Origin of the sequence: Sporosarcina sp. ACRSL, from assembly GCF_022346605.1 — a bacterium.
Lineage (GTDB): Bacteria > Bacillota > Bacilli > Bacillales_A > Planococcaceae > Sporosarcina.
Genome location: NZ_JAKRNT010000009.1, coordinates 1 through 19,152, shown reverse-complemented (window position 1 = coordinate 19,152; position 19,152 = coordinate 1). Strand labels below are relative to the sequence as shown.

Annotated in this window: 21 protein-coding genes; 4 read left to right on the top strand and 17 right to left on the bottom strand. The window is 40.9% G+C overall.

All coding sequences use genetic code 11. The features are described 5' to 3' along the window. Positions 1-87 precede the first annotated feature (87 nt). From MHZ92_RS13815 to MHZ92_RS13800, 4 genes are all read right to left on the bottom strand, one after another. Complete coding sequence (locus MHZ92_RS13815) at positions 88-495, bottom strand: hypothetical protein (protein WP_239432307.1); 408 nt, start codon at positions 493-495, stop codon at positions 88-90. A gap of 36 nt (positions 496-531) precedes the next feature. Then, positions 532-1,752: an ATP-grasp domain-containing protein gene (locus MHZ92_RS13810; protein ID WP_239432306.1), complete on the bottom strand. Its 1,221-nt coding sequence runs from the start codon at positions 1,750-1,752 to the stop codon at positions 532-534. Between the two features lie 66 nt (positions 1,753-1,818). Further along, the gene (locus MHZ92_RS13805; RefSeq protein WP_239432305.1) at positions 1,819-2,136 is read right to left on the bottom strand and encodes a hypothetical protein; all 318 of its coding nucleotides are present in this window, start codon (positions 2,134-2,136) and stop codon (positions 1,819-1,821) included. Continuing rightward, complete coding sequence (locus MHZ92_RS13800) at positions 2,136-2,561, bottom strand: acyl-CoA thioesterase (protein ID WP_239432521.1); 426 nt, start codon at positions 2,559-2,561, stop codon at positions 2,136-2,138. The genes MHZ92_RS13805 and MHZ92_RS13800 overlap by 1 nt, the downstream gene beginning before the upstream one ends. Before the next feature lie 77 nt (positions 2,562-2,638). On the opposite strand from MHZ92_RS13800, the gene MHZ92_RS13795 reads away from it, so the two are divergent. After that, a complete protein-coding gene (locus MHZ92_RS13795) occupies positions 2,639-2,857 on the top strand; it encodes a hypothetical protein (protein WP_239432304.1) in 219 nt (72 codons plus the stop codon). Positions 2,858-2,883: 26 nt separating this feature from the next. Here the strand turns inward: MHZ92_RS13795 and MHZ92_RS13790 are convergent, their stop codons facing one another. The 7 genes from MHZ92_RS13790 to acnA form a co-directional block, all read right to left on the bottom strand. Beyond that, complete coding sequence (locus MHZ92_RS13790; RefSeq protein ID WP_239432303.1) at positions 2,884-3,987, bottom strand: DUF4362 domain-containing protein; 1,104 nt, start codon at positions 3,985-3,987, stop codon at positions 2,884-2,886. A gap of 122 nt (positions 3,988-4,109) precedes the next feature. Further along, entirely contained in the window at positions 4,110-4,700 is a 591-nt protein-coding gene (locus tag MHZ92_RS13785; protein ID WP_239432302.1) for a DUF2441 domain-containing protein, read from the bottom strand. Continuing rightward, positions 4,690-5,574, bottom strand: a complete 885-nt coding sequence (locus MHZ92_RS13780; protein ID WP_239432301.1) for an alpha/beta fold hydrolase — start codon at positions 5,572-5,574, stop codon at positions 4,690-4,692. Before MHZ92_RS13780 ends, MHZ92_RS13785 begins: the two co-directional genes overlap by 11 nt. Positions 5,575-5,668: 94 nt before the next feature. After that, positions 5,669-6,892, bottom strand: coding sequence for a threonine--tRNA ligase (gene thrS / locus MHZ92_RS13775; protein WP_239432300.1), 1,224 nt, complete (start codon positions 6,890-6,892; stop codon positions 5,669-5,671). Between the two features lie 608 nt (positions 6,893-7,500). Further along, positions 7,501-9,729: an S-layer homology domain-containing protein gene (locus tag MHZ92_RS13770; protein ID WP_239432299.1), complete on the bottom strand. Its 2,229-nt coding sequence runs from the start codon at positions 9,727-9,729 to the stop codon at positions 7,501-7,503. A gap of 238 nt (positions 9,730-9,967) precedes the next feature. Then, entirely contained in the window at positions 9,968-12,196 is a 2,229-nt protein-coding gene (locus tag MHZ92_RS13765) for a PepSY1/2 domain-containing protein (RefSeq protein WP_239432298.1), read from the bottom strand. Positions 12,197-12,355: 159 nt separating this feature from the next. Further along, positions 12,356-15,070, bottom strand: a complete 2,715-nt coding sequence (gene acnA / locus MHZ92_RS13760) for an aconitate hydratase AcnA (RefSeq protein WP_239432297.1) — start codon at positions 15,068-15,070, stop codon at positions 12,356-12,358. 277 nt (positions 15,071-15,347) lie between these two features. Between acnA and MHZ92_RS13755 the strand changes: the two genes are divergently transcribed. Further along, positions 15,348-15,893: a cysteine hydrolase family protein gene (locus MHZ92_RS13755; RefSeq protein WP_239432296.1), complete on the top strand. Its 546-nt coding sequence runs from the start codon at positions 15,348-15,350 to the stop codon at positions 15,891-15,893. Positions 15,894-15,999: 106 nt separating this feature from the next. Further along, entirely contained in the window at positions 16,000-16,254 is a 255-nt protein-coding gene (locus tag MHZ92_RS13750) for a GlsB/YeaQ/YmgE family stress response membrane protein (RefSeq protein ID WP_239432295.1), read from the top strand. Positions 16,255-16,338: 84 nt separating this feature from the next. On the opposite strand, the gene MHZ92_RS13745 is transcribed toward MHZ92_RS13750, so the two are convergent. The 5 genes from MHZ92_RS13745 to MHZ92_RS13725 form a co-directional block, all read right to left on the bottom strand. Continuing rightward, positions 16,339-17,001, bottom strand: a complete 663-nt coding sequence (locus MHZ92_RS13745; RefSeq protein ID WP_239432294.1) for a lytic transglycosylase domain-containing protein — start codon at positions 16,999-17,001, stop codon at positions 16,339-16,341. A gap of 28 nt (positions 17,002-17,029) precedes the next feature. After that, positions 17,030-17,629 (bottom strand): SCO family protein, encoded by a 600-nt coding sequence (locus MHZ92_RS13740; protein ID WP_239432293.1) that lies wholly within the window; start codon positions 17,627-17,629, stop codon positions 17,030-17,032. A gap of 108 nt (positions 17,630-17,737) precedes the next feature. Further along, a complete protein-coding gene (locus tag MHZ92_RS13735; protein ID WP_239432292.1) occupies positions 17,738-17,866 on the bottom strand; it encodes a YvrJ family protein in 129 nt (42 codons plus the stop codon). Positions 17,867-17,935: 69 nt separating this feature from the next. Next, positions 17,936-18,154, bottom strand: coding sequence for a DUF2922 domain-containing protein (locus tag MHZ92_RS13730; protein ID WP_239432291.1), 219 nt, complete (start codon positions 18,152-18,154; stop codon positions 17,936-17,938). Positions 18,155-18,174: 20 nt separating this feature from the next. Beyond that, complete coding sequence (locus MHZ92_RS13725) at positions 18,175-18,393, bottom strand: DUF1659 domain-containing protein (protein WP_239432290.1); 219 nt, start codon at positions 18,391-18,393, stop codon at positions 18,175-18,177. Between the two features lie 133 nt (positions 18,394-18,526). Between MHZ92_RS13725 and MHZ92_RS13720 the strand changes: the two genes are divergently transcribed. Continuing rightward, a complete protein-coding gene (locus MHZ92_RS13720) occupies positions 18,527-18,937 on the top strand; it encodes a DUF2621 domain-containing protein (RefSeq protein ID WP_239432520.1) in 411 nt (136 codons plus the stop codon). Positions 18,938-19,020: 83 nt separating this feature from the next. Here the strand turns inward: MHZ92_RS13720 and MHZ92_RS13715 are convergent. Further along, positions 19,021-19,152, bottom strand: a 132-nt coding sequence (locus tag MHZ92_RS13715) for an IS3 family transposase (RefSeq protein WP_239432519.1), incomplete at its 5' end; no start/stop codon positions are given.

The following is a 19,152-nucleotide window of genomic DNA, read 5'->3' as shown; positions in this document are numbered from 1 at the left end:
AATTTAACGATTCTCTCTAGTTCATTCATGTTCATTCGAAATGATAATGACAAGAGTTTATCAAACGAAAGATATCGTTTTCTATTTCTATGTTTTTGACTCTATGATCGGTAACGGGCGGCCAACGAGATCGTGGGATAGAGGATTGATTGTGCTAAATTTGCTAATGTTGATGACGATATTTTGGGTCGTCTTTTTGAGAGAAAAAAGATCTCGCTCTGAATGAGCATGCTGCCCTTTTAAGTCGATAGGCTTAAGAAGTGACAATTGTACAAAATAGCTTCCCTCGTAGACATGTTCCACTCTGAAGTAAGGAGTAGAATCTCCTTCGATAATTGCGGTGAAAGGGGTTAGGTGATCTGCGGTCAGCAGCATGAAGGGGATGGTGTCTTGCTGAGGCACATGTATGAAACGAAATCCTTTTCCGAATTCCGCAAGCAATTGCTGCTCCTTCCATAATTCTTTAATCTCTTCGCATAGGCTGTACATTTTCATTTTCCCCACGTCCCTTCAGCTTTTAGTAATGATTTTTTATAGTGGTTCCAAGTAGAATTTAATCAACTTGATGGCATCTTCAGCTCGCTCCCTTGCCTCATCCGAAGACTCACCGACAGCCATGACATAACCATATCGATGTCCCATCGATAACGGTGGCATCATTGTCCTACCGATAGACGGTTTGACTTTTACGTCAACTACTCCCGTGCATGCTGCAGCTTGGTCAAGCCCATCAATCGCCAGTAAATATCCAGTGCTATTGACTGTAATATAGGAAGTATGCACTGCCAGGTGTTTCTTACGAATTAAATCAGGTTCTTCCCCAACGTAAAGCTTGATTGTTTCCTGGACAAGATTGATGCCGAAAGCTTCTTCAATCATTCGGTTCATCGTTCCTCCAGAAATGCGAGGATTCAGTTCGATCAGTTTCCATCCATTTGAGGTATGGCGCATTTCAAAATGGCAAGAGCCATGATGAAGGCCAATTTTCTGAATGATGGATGTGACTGCATGCCATAGGCTTAGGTAAACTGATTCATCCATCTTCAAAACAGCATCGTAAGCAGTGACAATAAATGTATAATCTTGAGTAATCTCCTGCTGAATGATTGCTACAATAATCGGGATTGACTCATTGACAATAACCTCAATTACGTATTGGGGTCCATCGATGAATTCTTCTATGAGAATCTGCTTTCCAGAATTTTGTTTCGTAATTTTCTTTTTTGCGATTTCAAATTCCGTTTCATCTTCAATGAAATAGACATCCTTCGAACCGTTCGAATTGGGATTTTTAAGAATGAAGGGATAGTTGATGGTAGAAGACTGGGGTTTATCTGAAGTTATTATTTCAAATTCGCAAGTTGCCTCATTGTGACGCAGTGCCATTCGTGTCTTTATTTTATTTTCCATTAATTTCAATGCTTCGTATGAAATGGTGGTACTACAAAATTCATTTGAAAGTCTTGCAGCCATGGAGACGTACGGATCGATAAAACTGATGACCGCCCGGATATCATAGTCTATTTGTAGCAATTGAATGATTTTTTTTCTAACGCTTACTTCGTCCATGTATTCCATATATTTGATAAGAGCGTCTTGAGGAATCCTTTGCAAAAAAGCCTTCCGATTCGTCAGTAGTATGACTGTGTAACCTAGCCGCGCTGCAGCATCCATTGCCTCCCTACTTGAACCTGTCGTTGCCGATCCAATAAACACAATTGCCCTCATCTCTCCATCCTTCCATGAAGACAATTCCTCTCTCTCAATTGTATGCGGATACGCCTTGCAAGCTTAGGCAAAATAAATAAGCATGAAGAGTTATCCCTCATGCTTATTTAGTAGATTAAATCGATTTACTTGATCTTCCAAACCGGCGTCCAATAACGCTTGTACTTCAGCTTTACCAAAAAGGTCGAAATGAGGATAATCCTCACGATAATCAATCCATTCGGGTTGTAAACCGTACTTCTTACCCCACTCAATCAATTTATCGATGTCCGCGCATCCAGCTTTCGTAACAGTTTTACAATCAGGAAAACGATCGTCCAGCCAATAGTGGGTCAAAAAAGCGACTTCTCCCGCGCGAACCTTTTCTTTCCAAGCTTTTAATTCCTCCCGATTAATGCCAAACGCCATCAGTCGGTCACCCTTCTAATTTCCATATACTTCGCATCCCATTCCGGATCGATTTTCCGTAATGCAACCGGTCGGAAGTTGTCCCGTTTCACTAAAATATGTTCAGAAGTGGCGGTTGCCGCAACTGTCCCATCTTCATGAAGGATTTCGTATCCATACACTGTACGAAGTTTATGATGAGATTCGACCCATGTACGTACAGTAGCAGTCTGTCCGTATCTCATCGCAGCTTTATATTGAATGGATAAATCGATAACAGGCGACAAATACCCTTCTGCTTCAAGACCGGCATATGTAAATCCCAGGTCCTTAATAAGGCTCGTTCGGCCAATTTCCATCCATACCAAATAATTGGCATGGTAGACGACCCCCATCTGATCCGTTTCCGCATAGCGGATTTCCACTTCTTTTTCACTGACAAACACTACTGTCATCACCTCTCTTGTCTATTATACAAAAGAGATCGGCATATTGCTGTTTGTGTAACTTGTTTAGAATACGTATGAGAATAATGTTGATTTCCGCTCCAGGCGGACGCTTTCCAATCGAACGGCGAAGGGTTCGATTTGCCTTAATTTCTGCGTTCTTTGCAGAAATTAAGGCAGCCTTCCATATCCTGCTCGCAACGCTGCGCTTGTGCTCGCAAAAGCCGTTCTTCGTGACGGCTTTCGCAGGAGTCGCCGCCTTCGCTTCAATCAACGGTGCTTCTAACTACTTGTAATTATTTTCAATCAAATGACTTTTTCATTATTTTGTTATATAAATTTTCTTAATATCTTTCACGTACGCTCTTCCTGGGGTTGAACCTGTTATAGTTCCCTTTATAATTGCTTCTACTTTATCTCCAATCTTGAACTCATTGGTATTAGCACCTTCCAAGCTAATAAAGTCAAATACGTATGAGCCAAAATCTATATTCTGTATTTCATCTTTGAGCCATTCGTATTGAATAATATTCAAATCCACTCCGATTAACAACGTTTCATCGTTTACTTGAAGTATATACCCTTGGATGACAGTTTCAGGATTTTCATCTTGCTTCATTTCAGATTGCGTAATAATATATTCAGCAATCTCAGTAAACTTCGCACTGTCCGAGCTTTGATCACAGCTGGACCAGTGAAATTCACGCTCGCCGCCGTTAATATAGACCTTTAGATAATATTCCTTGAACTCTTCTGAATGGCAGTTGCTATTTAATTCGATATCACCTAAATAATTTGCAGTAATTAACAGTTTATAGACTTCTTGTTTTACTTTTGAAGACAGTTGAAAATCACTAGTTGACCTAGCTTCTTTTGAGTTAATGACTTCTGTAGCTTCTTTTGTTTTTGTATTCACTTCATTTTCTAGGTTTTTACCGTATTTCAATTCGATTTCGAAAAGATCCTGTCGTTGCAAATCATACTCAATAGCTAAAATCTGTACCATTCCCGAAAGTCCATCTGAGCAACCGGTTGCAATATAGTTCGTATTCGTTGGGTTAATTTCCTCCAACAAATCAGTGCAAGTAAATGTCTTTATTTCACCATTTCCGAATTTGTCACGTGTTGAATCATAGGTAACTTTTACAGTATCTTCCTTATACTTCAGATCTGTAACGATTGGATCCCCTTCAATTGTGTAATGGACAATTCGCAAGTCAGATGAAATACCATTCTGCAAATTATCGTAGAAGTTCTGCATACTCTCTAACCCTTTAATACTTCCGTGGGTATTTACGACGTCAACGTCTTTTACATACTTCACAGACGGTTTGATAATATCCTCACTTGTTGCGTGGGCCCCATCCATATCAATCAGATCATTTGCATTGCAGGCAGTTAAGATGAAAAGAAATATCAATATCAAAATTGGGCAGCCCATTTTCTTCATCTAGTTTTCACGTCCATTCTAATCATTCCTAGAGTATGCTTAATTACCAAGCGTGCATTTTATAAAATGAAAAAAATCATGATAGATTCCAAGGTTACTTATGAAAATTCATCAATGATTTCAACAACCTCGATTTCCCCATTAATTAATAGCTCAGGTAGCTCATTTTTCACATTACCCTTCCAGTATTCTTTAGCTTGGTTAATTTTTGCTGCAAAAGAGATACCATCTTCTTTTGGCAGAAGGTTAGCATCTCCCTCAAAACAACGACCATTTACTCGTAATTTCACAATCTGTAAAACCTTTCGATTATAGGAATCAAACAACTCTTTCCACTTTAATGCGTCATCATATGTTTTTGCAGCGTATAAGCACGACAATCTGGAAGGATAATCAGGGTACTCTTGTAATCTCACCATTTCTGTTATGACTTCTCTAATAGCTCTAATGGTTTGCCCCATATACCTGCTTACCACTTCGGCATCTTCCTTATTCAAATTCAAGCCATCACTAGTATACTGGCCATGTAAAATCTGTATAGAGTCTTCTCCTTTAGAATTCAATTGTTCCTTCTCAAAGAAGAAGCGATATAACGTATTAGGTTGCTCGTCGTCAAAGTTGATGATCTGTCCAATTTGCATTTTTTTATTCGTGACGATATGGTAGGCAACTAGTTCATTATTTTTCATATATAACCCCTGTCTGCCTGGATGCAGTAACTCCCTCACTATTCAATGTACTCCGTACAAACATATCAAATTCTTCCTCTTCCTCAAAAAAAGGATAATGGTTGCTATGTGTGAAGGAAGTGAATTTGGCGTTAGGTAGGCATTCCGCAATTTCTATACCGAATTTATGCGGGCATTGTGCATCGTATTTACCTGCGTATATATATGCAGGTAAGTCAACCCGCTTCAACTCATCCCTGACGTCATACGTCTTGCAGTCCACTTTTCTGAAATATGTCAACCGATCTCCTACGGTCTTACCGCTATTCGGCTTTTGAAAAGCCACGTCCATTTTCTCCTCATAATGAAAAGACATCAAATTCCATTCTCTGCCTAAAGCTCGCCTTTCCTCCAATGACACATCTGGTGTATCCATTCGATTCATGATTTCTACAATACGTTCGAAATTCGGGTTCTCCCTGCAATAAATACTACCTGGATCTGCACTATACTCGATGCTTGCCGCAGCGCCACCAGCGACAATTTTTGTTAATGAATCTTCCCTCATCACAGCATACATAAGAGCTAACATACCTCCCGTCGAATGGCCTGCAAATCCCCATTTCGGTAGATGAAGCGCTTCCCGGATCGCTTCCAAATCCAATACGGATTCTTTCATGCTATATTGCTCTTCGGATTGCGCAACTTCCGATTTCCCTGCTCCACGTAAGTTGATAAGATAGACATGATAATGCTCCGTAAACGGATTTGCGAACGCATTTCCTCGTTCGTCGTATTCGCTGTATAGATGAGTAACGGCTAATGGATCGCCCTCCCCTTTTTCAAAAACCTCGAAAGTCCCTCGCGCCGTATCAACAAAACGTTGTACCCACATATCAAAGCCCCCCACATTTCAAAATTTTCTAGCTATAGTCAATTATAGCTCCATTAATTTTGAAAAGAAACATCGTTAGGACTAAGCGCTTAGCTTAGCCCTTGCTGGATACAGTCAAACGCTTTGAAGAGTTCAGTACAGATAACAATTCCTCAAAACTTAATTGTCCGATGTCTCCTTCTTTCCGCTTCCGTACGGAAACCTTTTGATTTTCAACTTCCTGATCACCTACAACGAGCATATAAGGGACTTTCTGCTTCACAGACTCCCTAATTTTCAACCCCATTTTCTCAGAACGGTGATCTACTTCCACACGGAACCCATTTGAAGCAAGCTGTTTTTTCACTTCATTTGCATAAGTCAGATGCTTATCGGCTATCGGGATGATTCTTACTTGTTCAGGCGCTAGCCATAACGGAAATTCCCCTGCATAGTGCTCAACAAGAATGGCAAGGAATCTTTCGACAGAACCAAAAATGGCTCGATGGATGATGATCGGGAATTCGAGTTCATTTTGTTCATTAATATAGCGGCAATTAAACTTCTCTGGCATTTGGAAATCCAATTGGACAGTTCCGCATTGCCAGCTCCGTTCTAACGAATCCAAAATGTGAAAATCAATTTTTGGTCCGTAAAAAGCTCCATCTCCTTCATTGATCCGATAAGCCATTCCCCGTTGTTTCAATACTGCCTCCAATGATTGTTCTGCCTCGTTCCATAAGTCGATGGACCCCATGTAATTCTCTGGCCTTGTCGATAATTCAACTTCATAACTGAAACCAAATTCTGAATAGATATCATCGATTAAATCCAACACGCGATCAATTTCTTGTTCAATTTGATCCTTTCGAACGAATAGATGCGCATCATCCTGTGTAAATGCCCTAACCCGCAAGAGCCCGTTCAACGAGCCAGATAATTCATGGCGATGAACCAATCCTAATTCCGCATAACGGATTGGCAATTCGCGGTAACTTCTCCGTTTATGATTGAAAATGAGCATGGCCCCCGGGCAATTCATCGGTTTCAAAGCATAATGTTGTTCATCCACATCGGAAAAATACATATTTTCGTGATAGTGATCCCAATGGCCGGATTGCTCCCAAAGCTCCTGTTTCATCATAATCGGTGTCTTGATCTCCTCATAGCCTGCCTCCTGATGCTTTTGCTTCCAAAACTGCTCCAACTCATTGCGTACAATCATCCCTTTTGGCAAATAAAACGGCATGCCCGGCGCTTCCTCAGACGACATGAACAGTTCAAGTTCCTGCCCTAATTTTCGATGATTCCTTTTTTCAATATCCATTTGTACTGACATTTCAATTCCTCCTAGTGATTTATAAATAAAAAACCGCATTCCTCCCTAGTAAAGGGACGAATGCGGTCGTGGTGCCACCCTGATTCCGCCATGCATAAAAACAAGGCGCTCAAATGATAACGGTCTCCCGATCATAGTTTCCTGCAAAATGCAGTCCTCTACTTTAGCTCAAAGGCGGTAAATCATTTCTTCCGCTACAGGACTTCCAGCCAAGATCCTGTTCTCTGGCGAAGCTTTCGAAATGATTCATGTCCTTCTCAACGCTAAATATTTAATTGAAATCTAATGAAACACGTTTAGACAAAAACAAAAAGACCGCATTCTTCCCCAATAAAGGGACGAATGCGGTCGTGGTGCCACCCTGATTTCACCATGTTTAAAAAACGTGGTGCTCAATCGATAACGGTCTCCCGATCATAGTTTTTTGCTTCATGCAATCCTCTACGATAGCTCAAAGGCGGTAAATCATTTCTTCCGCTACAGGACTTCCAGCCATGGCCCTATTCTCTGGTAAAGTTTCCGAAATGAATCATGTCCTTCTCAACGCTTATTTATAGATAATTAATTGTATTATATGTGACCATTTTGACTGTGTCAATAGGGAATAATTAATACCTCAGCCCTCTTCCGCTTTCAGCGATTGCATGGGCCAGGCGAATCGTTGACACTGCCAATTCCGCATACGTGACTTCACGAGAAGGATTGAACTGGTTTTGCTCCGCTTTTACCAAGCCCAATGAATTTGCTATCGCTATATAACCTGCATTCGCAGATTGCACCTTATCAGCATCATCAAAGCCTAATGTAAAGATACTGCTATCCTTCGCAGCCTGCTCTAGGCCTAATACTCGAATCATCCAAATCGATAGCTCTTCTCTTGTAATCGGCGAATCGACATCAAAGTTAGGATTATCCGCTTTAATGATGCCCAATTCAACCGCACGCTCGATTTGCTGATATAACGGGTGTTTTGTATCTATATTTTCGAACGTTTGGTTCATGTTTTCCTGTCCGAAATAACCGCCACGATAGAAATAGGTGATTGAGTTTATAAGCACTTTCAATGCTTCACCCTTTGAAATGGCAGCATCAGGGTTAAAGCTCTTATCACCTTTCAAGTTCAACACCTTGGCGTTAATAAGATAATTGAGCTCCTCTTCCGCCCAAGGATGTGAAACGGTTATTGAATCTTTGCCAGTAAACAAGTTATTCCATTCTCCTGTACGAGCATTCACATAACTATGTGATTCCTCGTTAAATACAGGTAAATAGACGAGATCATAATGATTTTCCTTTACATTTTTAGCATGCTTCATATACGTAAGCTTTAGGCTAAGCGCCTCTTCCAAAATTGTTTTTGCCTCTTGTTCGGATATCACCTCATCGCTCGACGACCAGTTTTCGATTTCTTGATAATCGACATTCAAGCTGTTTAAAGAACCGTCAGCCGATATCCCTACACCGATCTGATCACCATTGACGAGAATCCCATTTACGATTCTTGGGAATGTGAAGTGGTACGAACCTAGTCGTTCGTCAACATAAGGTTCTTCTACAGGCATTGCATAGTTATTCAAATAGGAAGGAACCCATTCTTTTATAAATTTTACAGCTTGGCTAAGTGCCTCCTGTTGGGACAGGTGATTCTCTTTTTTAGCTTTCTCCGTAAGATCAAACAAGAGGTGATCCTTCATATTGTGATAGCGGATAATTTCACCTGTATTTTTATTGAATTCTAAACTTGATCCACTTCCGCCATTTCTATGCATATACATATAGTGGACAGAAATAACTGGCACTCCATTATAGTTGTCCATTTCCTGAATCGAATCGATATTTAGTTTTATTTGATCAGATTCAATGGCAAGAAATTGTTCGGCAAACTTCTTCGCTTCTTCTACTGTTATTCCATCCTGTTTTGATGGGAGTTGATTTGCTGAAATCTTTTCAATTTTTGTCTTGCCTGGAAATTCTGATGTATAGCCGTTTGCAGTCATCCACTTCCCTGTTGTCGCTTCAATACCTTGCAATTTTGCTGCAGGTCGGTAGACAAGCTCTACAGTGCGGTCGCTCGTTTGATAATCGTAGTTAATTTGATAATTCAAGTCTACAGAAAGATTTTCTTTTACTTCCTTTAACAACTCATTTTTATCTTTTATTTGTGTGATATCGTCAAAGGTGGAAGATGTAGACGATTGAGACATCTTGTTAAAACCTACGACATCCCCATTCCCTAGAACAGATACTTGTACTATTTGGTCTGCAATCGGGACCTGATTTTCTGTACGAGCAAAAGTAAATGAATAACGAATTGGCTCTGTTAAGATCTGTTGAGGATAATAGTTGAAAGTGTTCGTTTCTAATTGATAGTCTTTTTCGTCAAGAAAATTCTTCATGAAATCAACTGCTATTTTCTTTGCTTCTTCTTTTGAAACTTTTGGGGGGAACAAAGCATCAGGCACACTATGTGGTTGATAGGAAAAATACCCAATTTCGAGTTCTTCTCCAACAAAACCTACATTCCCGTATATCTGATTCCCATTAATCGTCTTTGTAAAAGATAGATCATGCCGTATTGTTTCATCTTCCGGATACATATGTGGACTTCTCACATGAAAATCACTATTCGTTAAAAAGTCAAACTGATTAGGGAACATCTCCCGGAATTTCTTGATCAATTCTTCTTTCGTGACAACAATGTCAGTGGAAGCAACTTGGATTCGTACTTTTTCAGGTTGTCCATTTACCATAGTTGAAGCACTCGCAATCGATGAAAACATGCTCAAAGACAAAATAGATGAAGTAAAAAGTAATCCTGCTTTTTTGTATCTCGACAAAATACCCCTCCTAAAATTTAGTAGTGTCCCCCTCATTTCCTCTATTTGTGATGTCTAAGTTGTTCTTTTAATTACAAAAATATTAAATATTTAATAATTATGTATATTGTATATGTTTAGTTCTAGTAAGTAAAGTAAAATTTTGTATTTTATGAAGACAATAAAAAAGCCGCATGCCTCCCTAATGTAGGGAAGTATGCGACAGTGCTGCCAACCTAATTCTGATAGCTATTGATTATTACCTCAGCCCTCTTCCGCTTTCAGCAATGGCATGCGCCAGGCGAATTGTCGATGCTGCCAACTCAGCATACGTAACTTCACGATCAGGGTTGAAGCGGTTTTGCTCTGCTTTTATTAATCCTATCGAGTTTGCCATCGCTACATAACCTGCGTTCGCAGAATGCACTTTACCGGCATCAGCAAAGTCAAGTTTATAAATACTGCTATCCTTTGCTGCCTGCTCGAGTCCTAATACGCGGATCATCCAAACGGAAAGTTCTTCTCTTGTAATCGGTGAATCTACATCGAAGTTTCGGCTGTCCGCTATGATGATGCCCGCTTCTACAGCACGTTCAATCTCCCGATATAAAGGATGTTTAGGGTCGATGTTATCGAACGTTTGGTTCGGGTCTTCCTGTCCTGGATAATAACCGCCGTAATAGAAATAGGTAATTGAATTCATGAGCACTTTCAATGCTTCTCCTTTTGTAATTGAAGCATCCCCGTTAAAAGAAGTGGCATCTTTCACATCCAACACCTTGGCGTTAATGAGATAATTGAGCTCTTGTTCTGCCCAAGGATGCGAAACGGTTATCGAATCTTTGCCATTAAACAAGTTATTCCATTCACCTGTATAAGCATCTATATAACTATACGGTTCCCCGTTAAATATAGGCAAATAGACGAGATCATAATGATTTTCCTTCTCATTTTTTACATGTTTCATATATGTGAGCTTTAATGTAAGCGCCTGTTCCAAAATCGTTTTTGCCTCTTGTTCCGAAATTACATTGTCGCTTGATGGCCAGTTTTCAATTTCCTGAAAGTTGACATTTAAACTGTTTAACGAACCGTCAGCTGCTATCCCTACACTGATTTGATCTCCCATCACGACAATATCGTTCATAATTCTTGGGAATGTGAAGAAATAAGAGCCTAATCTATCATCATAAAAAGCTTCCTCAACAGGCATTGCATAGTTGTGAAGATAGGAAGGGATCCATTCTTTTATATACTTCACAGCTTTAGCGAGTGCTTCCTGTTCGGACAATGCTTTCTCTGTTTTAGGATTCTCCCCGATTTCTGTCAGTAGATGGTCTTTCATATTGTAGTAGTGAATAATTTCACCTGTATTTTTATTAATTTCTAGACTTGATCCTGATCCGCCAGTTTTATGCTGATACATATATTGGACATATATGACGGGCACTCCATTATAGTTCTCCATTTCATGAATGGATTCAATCTTTAATGTAATTTTATCAGAATTAATCGCAAGAAATTGTTCGGCTATCTTTTTCGCTTCTTCTACAGTAATTTGATTCTGTTTTACCGGTAGCGGATTTGCCGTTATTTTTTCAATTTTTGCCTTACCGGGGAGTTCTGATGTGTAGCCTTTTGCAGTCATCCATTTCCCTGTTGCCGCTTCAATTCCTTGCAATTTAGCTGTTGGACGATAGACGAGCTCCACACTGCGGTCACTCGTTTGGTAGTCGTAGTTAATTTGATAATTTATGTCGACAGAAAGATTTTCTTTAACTTTTTCTAACATCGCATTCTTATCTTTTATTTGAGTGACGTCATCAAAGGTGGATGATGTTGTACCTGGAAACATCTTATAAAAACCAACGATTTCCCCATTTCCTAGAACGGATACTTCCATTCTTTGGTCAGCAATGGAAACCTGATTTTTGGTACGAGCGAATGAAAATGAGTATCGTATCGGCTCTGTTAAAATTTGCTGCGGATAATAGTTGAATGTATCCGTTTCGAATCGATACTCTTTTCCATCGAGAAATCTTGTCATGAATTCTTCTGCTATTTTTCTTGCTTGTTCTTTTGATACTTTCGCAGGGAATAGAGCATCCGTGATAGTAGAAGGCTGATAAGAAAAGTATTCGATATCCAGATCCTCCCCGACAAAACCTATATTCCCATACACCCGTTTCCCATTGATGGTTTTGGTGAAATATAGATCATGCCGAATCGTTTCATCATCCGGAAAAATATGCGAGCTGCTCACTTGAAAGTCACTATTCGTCAAGAAGTCAAACTGATTGGGGAACATCTTCCGAAATTTCTTGATCAATTCCTCTTTCGTAATAACAGTATCAGTGGCAGCGACTTGAATCCGGACTTTTTCTGGTTGTCCATTATCTGAAGTTGTAGCATTAGCAATCGACGAAAACATACTGAAGGACAAAACAGAAGAGGTGACAATCATACCTAGTTTTTTAACTTTCGCCAAAATAACCCTCCTAAGTTACATTTCTATGTGCGTTTGTTAGCAACCTTATATTATATGATTGACTTTTGGAGAAGATGCATCTTCAGTCCATTTTTTTTAAGATGGAATGAAACACAGAAAAGGCGCCCGATTTAACGGGCGCCTTTGCAATAACACTTATTAGTTGTTTTTCATTTTATCACGAAGAACCATTTGAAGGATTCCGCCGTGACGGTAGTAGTCTACTTCTACGTCTGAGTCGAAACGTGCTAACACATCGAACTCTTTAACGGAGCCGTCTTTTGCAGTTGCTGTCACTTTCAGGATATCGCGTGGTTTTACGCCTTCCGCGATATTTACGCTAATTTCTTCTTCGCCCGTAAGGCCAAGAGTTTCAGCGCTTTCCCCATTCATAAATTGAAGAGGAAGAACACCCATCATGACAAGGTTTGAACGGTGGATACGCTCATAGCTTTCAGCGATGACTGTTTTGATGCCTAGTAGTGAAGTACCTTTAGCAGCCCAGTCACGTGAAGAGCCCATACCGTAATCTTTACCAGCTAGGATCACAAGGCCAGTTCCATCTTCCTGATAACGCATAGCAGCGTCATAGATCGGGCAGATTTCTTTTGTTGGCCAGTAAGTTGTGAAGCCGCCTTCTGTACCTTTTGCAATTTGGTTACGGATACGGATATTCGCGAATGTACCACGCATCATAACTTCATGGTTACCACGGCGGGAACCGTATGAGTTGAAGTAACGTGGCTCTACGCCGCGCTCACGCAAGTATTTACCAGCTGGTGTATCTTTACCGATTGCACCTGCAGGTGAAATATGGTCCGTTGTGATGGAATCACCAAATTTACCGATAACACGAAGTCCGGAAAGAGCTTGGATATCAGCAGGCTCTTTGGATAGACCTTCGAAGAATGGCGGGTTTTGGATATATGTCGATTTTTCATCGAAATCGTACAAGGAATCATCAGTCGTCTCGATAGCGTTCCAAGCTTCGTTTTCAGTGAAGACTCGAGCATATTCTTTACGGAATAGATCAGGTGTTACTGTCGCTTTTACAACTTCCTTCACTTCTTCCGATGTTGGCCAAATATCTTTGAAGTATACATCTGTTCCATCTTTCGCTTTACCGATCGGATCTTTTTCAAAGTCAATATCGACTGTTCCTGCTAATGCGTAAGCAACAACTAGTGGTGGTGAAGCCAAGTAGTTTGCTTTGACGAGTGGATGGATACGTCCTTCGAAGTTACGGTTACCGGAAAGTACGGAAGAAACTAATAGATCGTTTTCTGTAATCGTTTTTTCGATTTCAGGAAGTAGTGGACCTGAGTTTCCGATACATGTCGTACATCCGTAACCGACTGTATTGAATCCGATTTGATCTAAGTACTTTGAAAGACCAGAGTCTTCTAGATAGCCTGTAACAACTTTTGAACCTGGCGCTAGTGAAGTTTTCACATATGCAGGAGGTGTAAGACCTTTTTCAACAGCCTTCTTCGCAACAAGACCAGCACCTAACATAACGTAAGGGTTGGAAGTGTTTGTACAAGAAGTGATTGCAGCAATCGCAAGGTCACCTGTTTTCATTCCGACTGTGCGGCCATCTTCGAACTCGACAGTTGCTTGCTTTTCGAATTCTTTTGGTGTTAAACCGAATCCTTGGTTCCCTTCTGGAGCTACTACGGAGTCCCTGAAAGAACGTTGTAATCCGGAAAGCGGAATTAAGTCTTGTGGACGTTTTGGTCCTGCAAGGTTCGCTTCGATTTTTGTTAGGTCGATTTCAATTACTTCTGTATAGGTTGGGTCTTCTTTATCCGGAGTGAAGAACATGTCGTTTACTTCAAGATATTTCTTGACGACTTGGATATGCTCTTCTTCACGGCCTGTCAAACGCATGTAATCTAGTGATTCTTCATCGACTGGGAAGAATCCGCAAGTTGCACCGTATTCAGGTGCCATGTTTGCAATAGTTGCGCGGTCTGCTAGTGGTAGTTTGGAGACACCAGGACCGAAGAACTCTACGAATTTACCTACTACGCCATGAGCACGAAGTGTTTGTGTCACTTTAAGTGCAAGGTCAGTAGCAGTTGTACCATTCGGAAGTTCGCCAACTAGTTTTACACCGATTACTTCTGGAATTGGGAAGTACGAAGGTTGTCCAAGCATTCCCGCTTCAGCTTCGATACCACCAACGCCCCACCCGAGGACACCGATCCCGTTGATCATCGTCGTATGGGAGTCTGTACCGACTAGTGTATCCGGATATGTTTCGAAAGTGCCATCTTCGTTTTCCACTTCATGGACAACGCTTGCAAGGTACTCAAGGTTCACTTGGTGAACGATACCTGTTGCAGGAGGCACAGCACGATAGTTGTCGTATGCTTTTTGAGCCCAGCTTAGGAATTGATAACGCTCAGCGTTTCGTTCGAATTCAAGTTCCATGTTAAGACGGAGTGCGTCCGCAGAACCGTAGCGGTCAACTTGTACGGAGTGGTCGATGACAAGGTCAACCGGGATTTCCGGATTGATTTTGTTCGGATCTCCGCCCATTTCAGCCATAGCTGAACGAAGGGATGCAAGGTCAACGACAACTGGAACTCCAGTGAAGTCTTGTAGAATTACACGGGAAGGTTTGAAAGGAACTTCTGCGTCCTTATCTGCATCCTTGCCCCATTTTGCCAAGTTTTCAACGTGTTCGTCTTTGATCACATACCCGTCATGTTGGCGCAAAACGGACTCTAGTAGTACTTTTACAGAGTAAGGCAGTCTTGTAATGTTCGCAATGCCTGCTTCTTCGAGGGCTTTTAGACGATAATAGTTATACGTCTTGCCATTCAATTCGAAAGATTGGCGGCTGTTATGCAAATTGCTTTTTGCCATTGGTATTCCTCCTTTATCTATTGAAAAGGTTGTGTAAGCGTTTCTCTACTCCATCATAGTACAGCTAAACTCATAAGTAAAATACATAAAAATTATAGTCTTACATAAGAAAATATAATGACCATATGTATGAGGGCATAAAGAAACAGCTCACTGTCAAGTATATTCTGAAAAACTTGTTTATGCAAAGTTTTAGATTCATATGATAGAATTCTACTGAATTTTTTCTATATATGTGGCATGATGAAAAGTAAGATATGAAAAGGGAGTGGAAACGTTGAAAAGAGCATTGTTAGTAGTCGATTACACATATGATTTCGTTGCCGAAGATGGAGCGTTGACATGTGGTCAACCCGGCATCGAATTGGAGACGTATATCGTTGATTTGACGAAAGGGTTTTTGAATGAAGGCGAACTTGTCATTATGCCTGTCGATCTTCACGAACAAAATGACCCGTATCATCCAGAAACAAAGTTGTTTCCACCTCATAATTTAAAAGGTACTTCAGGACGTAATCCATATGGTGCGCTTCACAATTTGTATGAGGAAAACAAGGATCGGATCATTTGGATGGATAAAACACGTTACAGTGCGTTTGCTGGAACTGATCTTGAATTGCAGCTGCGTGCCCGTGGCATTACGGAACTACATTTAGTTGGTGTTTGTACGGACATCTGTATCCTTCACACTTCCGTTGATGCGTATAATCGCGGATTTGACCTTGTGATTCATGAAAAAGGCGTTGCCAGCTTTGATTCTGCTGGACATGAATGGGCGCTTCGTCATTTTGAGAAATCGTTAGGAGCAAAAGTTATCCATTGATGATTTTTTAGTGATTTCAATTGCGTAGATGTTTAATGTATGTAATTTACGGATATTCAAATACTACATAAGCAATTATGAAATCACTAAAAAGGAGATGGATCAGATGAGCTTTATTTGGTTTTTAATTATCGGTGGAGTAATCGGTTGGCTTGCGGGCCTTATTTTAGGAAAAGACATCCCTGGAGGAATCATCGGGAATATTATTGCAGGTATCATCGGTGCTTGGATCGGAGGCATGCTGCTTGGTGATTGGGGTCCAAGAGTATCGGATTTCTACATCCTTCCTGCGTTACTCGGTGCAATCATCCTCGTGTTTATTGTGAGCTTGATTATGAAATCGATGCGTAGAGCATCATAATTAGCACAAAAGCGAAGGAAGCTCGTTTAGCTGCCCGAAGTCTAGACGAAAAAAGAGCGTCAAGAGATTTTCTCTTGACGCTTTTTATTGTTCACTTTCGAGTCTTTGGGACTCAAATTCGTTGAAGAACCATAAGACATCTTCGACATACTTGTCGCTGTGGTTATAATGGAATATTGCCTTTTCAATTTCCCCGTCGGCTGCTCCACTTTTGGATAAATAATGTGCAGCGCTGAAGATCGCATCTTCAATATCAAATGGATCTGCAATTCCATCTCCGTTGGCGTCAACGCCATATCCACCATATTTTTGAATGACTGCAGGATCGGTCTTATCCCTATCTGGTATATTCCCTTTCCCTAGCCCTTCGCACCCAGGATACCCCCAACCTACAAATGTGCAAGGCATGAATTGCATATGCCCTTCCGCACCTGCAGGGGACAATAGCGGATTCATCGTTGAAAAGCGGGTTTCAATCCGATGGTGTGCGGCGAGAAGCGTCCAAGGAATACTATACTCTTCTGCTGCCGCTTTATAAATCGGGATATACTCTTCCGGAATAACCAATGCCGTATGTCGATCTTGAAATTCCAGTATTGTGTTTGCCGATTTCTTGATGAGTTCTGGATTCTGGATGCCTGTCCAAATGATCGTTGATAAAGTGAAGGTGGTTACAGCCACGGGGATAAGCAAAACGATCATGAAAACTTTGGTTTTGATCGATAATCCCTTTTTCTTCTTCTTCACTGCACCACCCTTTTCATTTCATAACTCGTTAGGATTTAGGCTCTTCTTTAATGAGCGCTTTCATATCTTTTACAATGTCCTCGTAAGGAACATTTTCTACACCATTATACGATTTCACCGATACACCGTCTTTGTTGACCAAGCTGAATGCAACACCGTGTGTGACTTGGTCCACCCCTGGTGTTTTACTAACGAATGTCTTGAAAGATCCGATGGCCAAGTTTTCAATCGTTTCTTGGCTATAGCCGGTCAACATTTCCCATTTGCTTGGATCGACAGGATCGAATGCATCCAAGTATTCTTGCATCGCTTCGGGCGTATCATTTTTTGGATCTACAGTGAATGATACAATTTTATAATCTTCGACACCTTCGTCATGCAGCTGTTGTTGCAGGTCTGCCATATTTGCCATCATCGGTAGGCAGACGGTTTCACAGTTCGTAAAGACGAATTGGGCGATCCAGACGGTCCCCTTCAAATCGTCGAGCGAGACTTGCTCATGATTTTGATTCGTGAATTCAAACGGTTCGATCTTGTAAGAATGATCCGCTTTGAATCCGCCCATCGAACATGCACTTACTAATAGCATGAGTATGAGGACGGATGATAAAAAAATTCTTTTACGCATATGCAGACTCCTCCACTTTCATTCTTAGTTTATCATAGTGGATAGTGCATTTTCAAACAACCTAGCGGGTCAAACGATCTTGTCAATTCATTGACGTTTTGATGAAGTTCACTTCACATTTAACGAAATGAGCGCTTTATGAATTGCTTCGAGCTTCGTTTCAAGCCGGTGCAATAGATAAAATGATACAAAAATCGGGAATCCGATCTGTTGTATAAGTTCCAGCCATTGATCCATTTTGAAACCCCCTCTCTTGAATTTGAATTTAAAAAGACTCCCAGCGCGGGACTGGGAGTATAGTGCAAATTATTCGTTTACAAGTTCAGTGACAGTCCGCTCGATGATTCTGGCGCCTTTCACTGTTTCAAGCGGTGAACCATCCACTTCAAATACACCTGAACTGATGATCTGCTGCATAGCCGCTTCCACTTCAACAGGTGTCAATCCATCCTTCGGTTCATCCACCGTCAGTGATGTCTGCTTCCCTTCGGCTGTTGTAAAGCTCAATTGTAATGTTTTTGCCATTTGTTACTCCCCCTTTTCCATTAATTCATAATGTCTGCAGTTTCCACTTTCTCTGCTCCGATAAACGGATATTCAGAGAGCTGTGCCAATTGTGAAAGGGCGTTGTACAGATTTTCTGCAGTTGCCCCTTCTGCTAGATTGCGATAGGTTTTTGTTTTGCGAATCATTTTCCCATCTTCTGTCATACCGCCGTCGAAATACACTCTTCCAACTGCATGTCTAAATTCGATTGTCGCCATTGCTTTCCCCTCCTTTCACACGTTATATAGACTGTAAAAAGGAAAAAGGATACTTTGTCCGTGAATTTTTTTACAAATACTCTTATAATGGGGAGTAGAATGGAAGAGGTGAAGTCAGTTGCAAGACTTGTTTATGTGGTTCATCATTTTTTGGTGTGTCGTCTTGATCGGGCTTTTCGGAGTCGGGGGATTTTTCATGTTCCGCAAATTCCTGAAAGTCTTTCCGAAGGCAGACGGCAAATCGACGCTTGATTGGGAAGAACATTATGTGAATGAATCCCTTCATCTCTGGAATGAGGAAGCGAAAGATCTATTGAATGAACTTGTCAGCCCCGTTCCGGAATTATTCCGTGACGTCGCCAAACAGAAAATCGGCGCTAAAATCGGTCAGATTGCGTTAGAGGATCGTGCTAAAACGATTAGCTTCGATCATATTATCCGCGGTTATATACTCGCTACCCCGAAGCGCGATCATAAATTTTTACGAAGGAAATTAGATTCGATGGAAATTGACATTACACCGTACGAACATTTATTTGAATAACAAAAGCGGACGTGACACAAAAAAACCTCCTAAATCAGGAGGGGCACTGACTATCTTTTTTGAGACAGTCAAAAAACACCTTATTATGCAGCCGGTTGTCGGAATTGTACCGGCGATTGGCTGTTTAATTTCGTTTGAATGCGGATATTGTTATAATAAGTAATGTATTCTTCGACAATTTGAATCACATGCGCATTCGATGTGCGATGGATTCC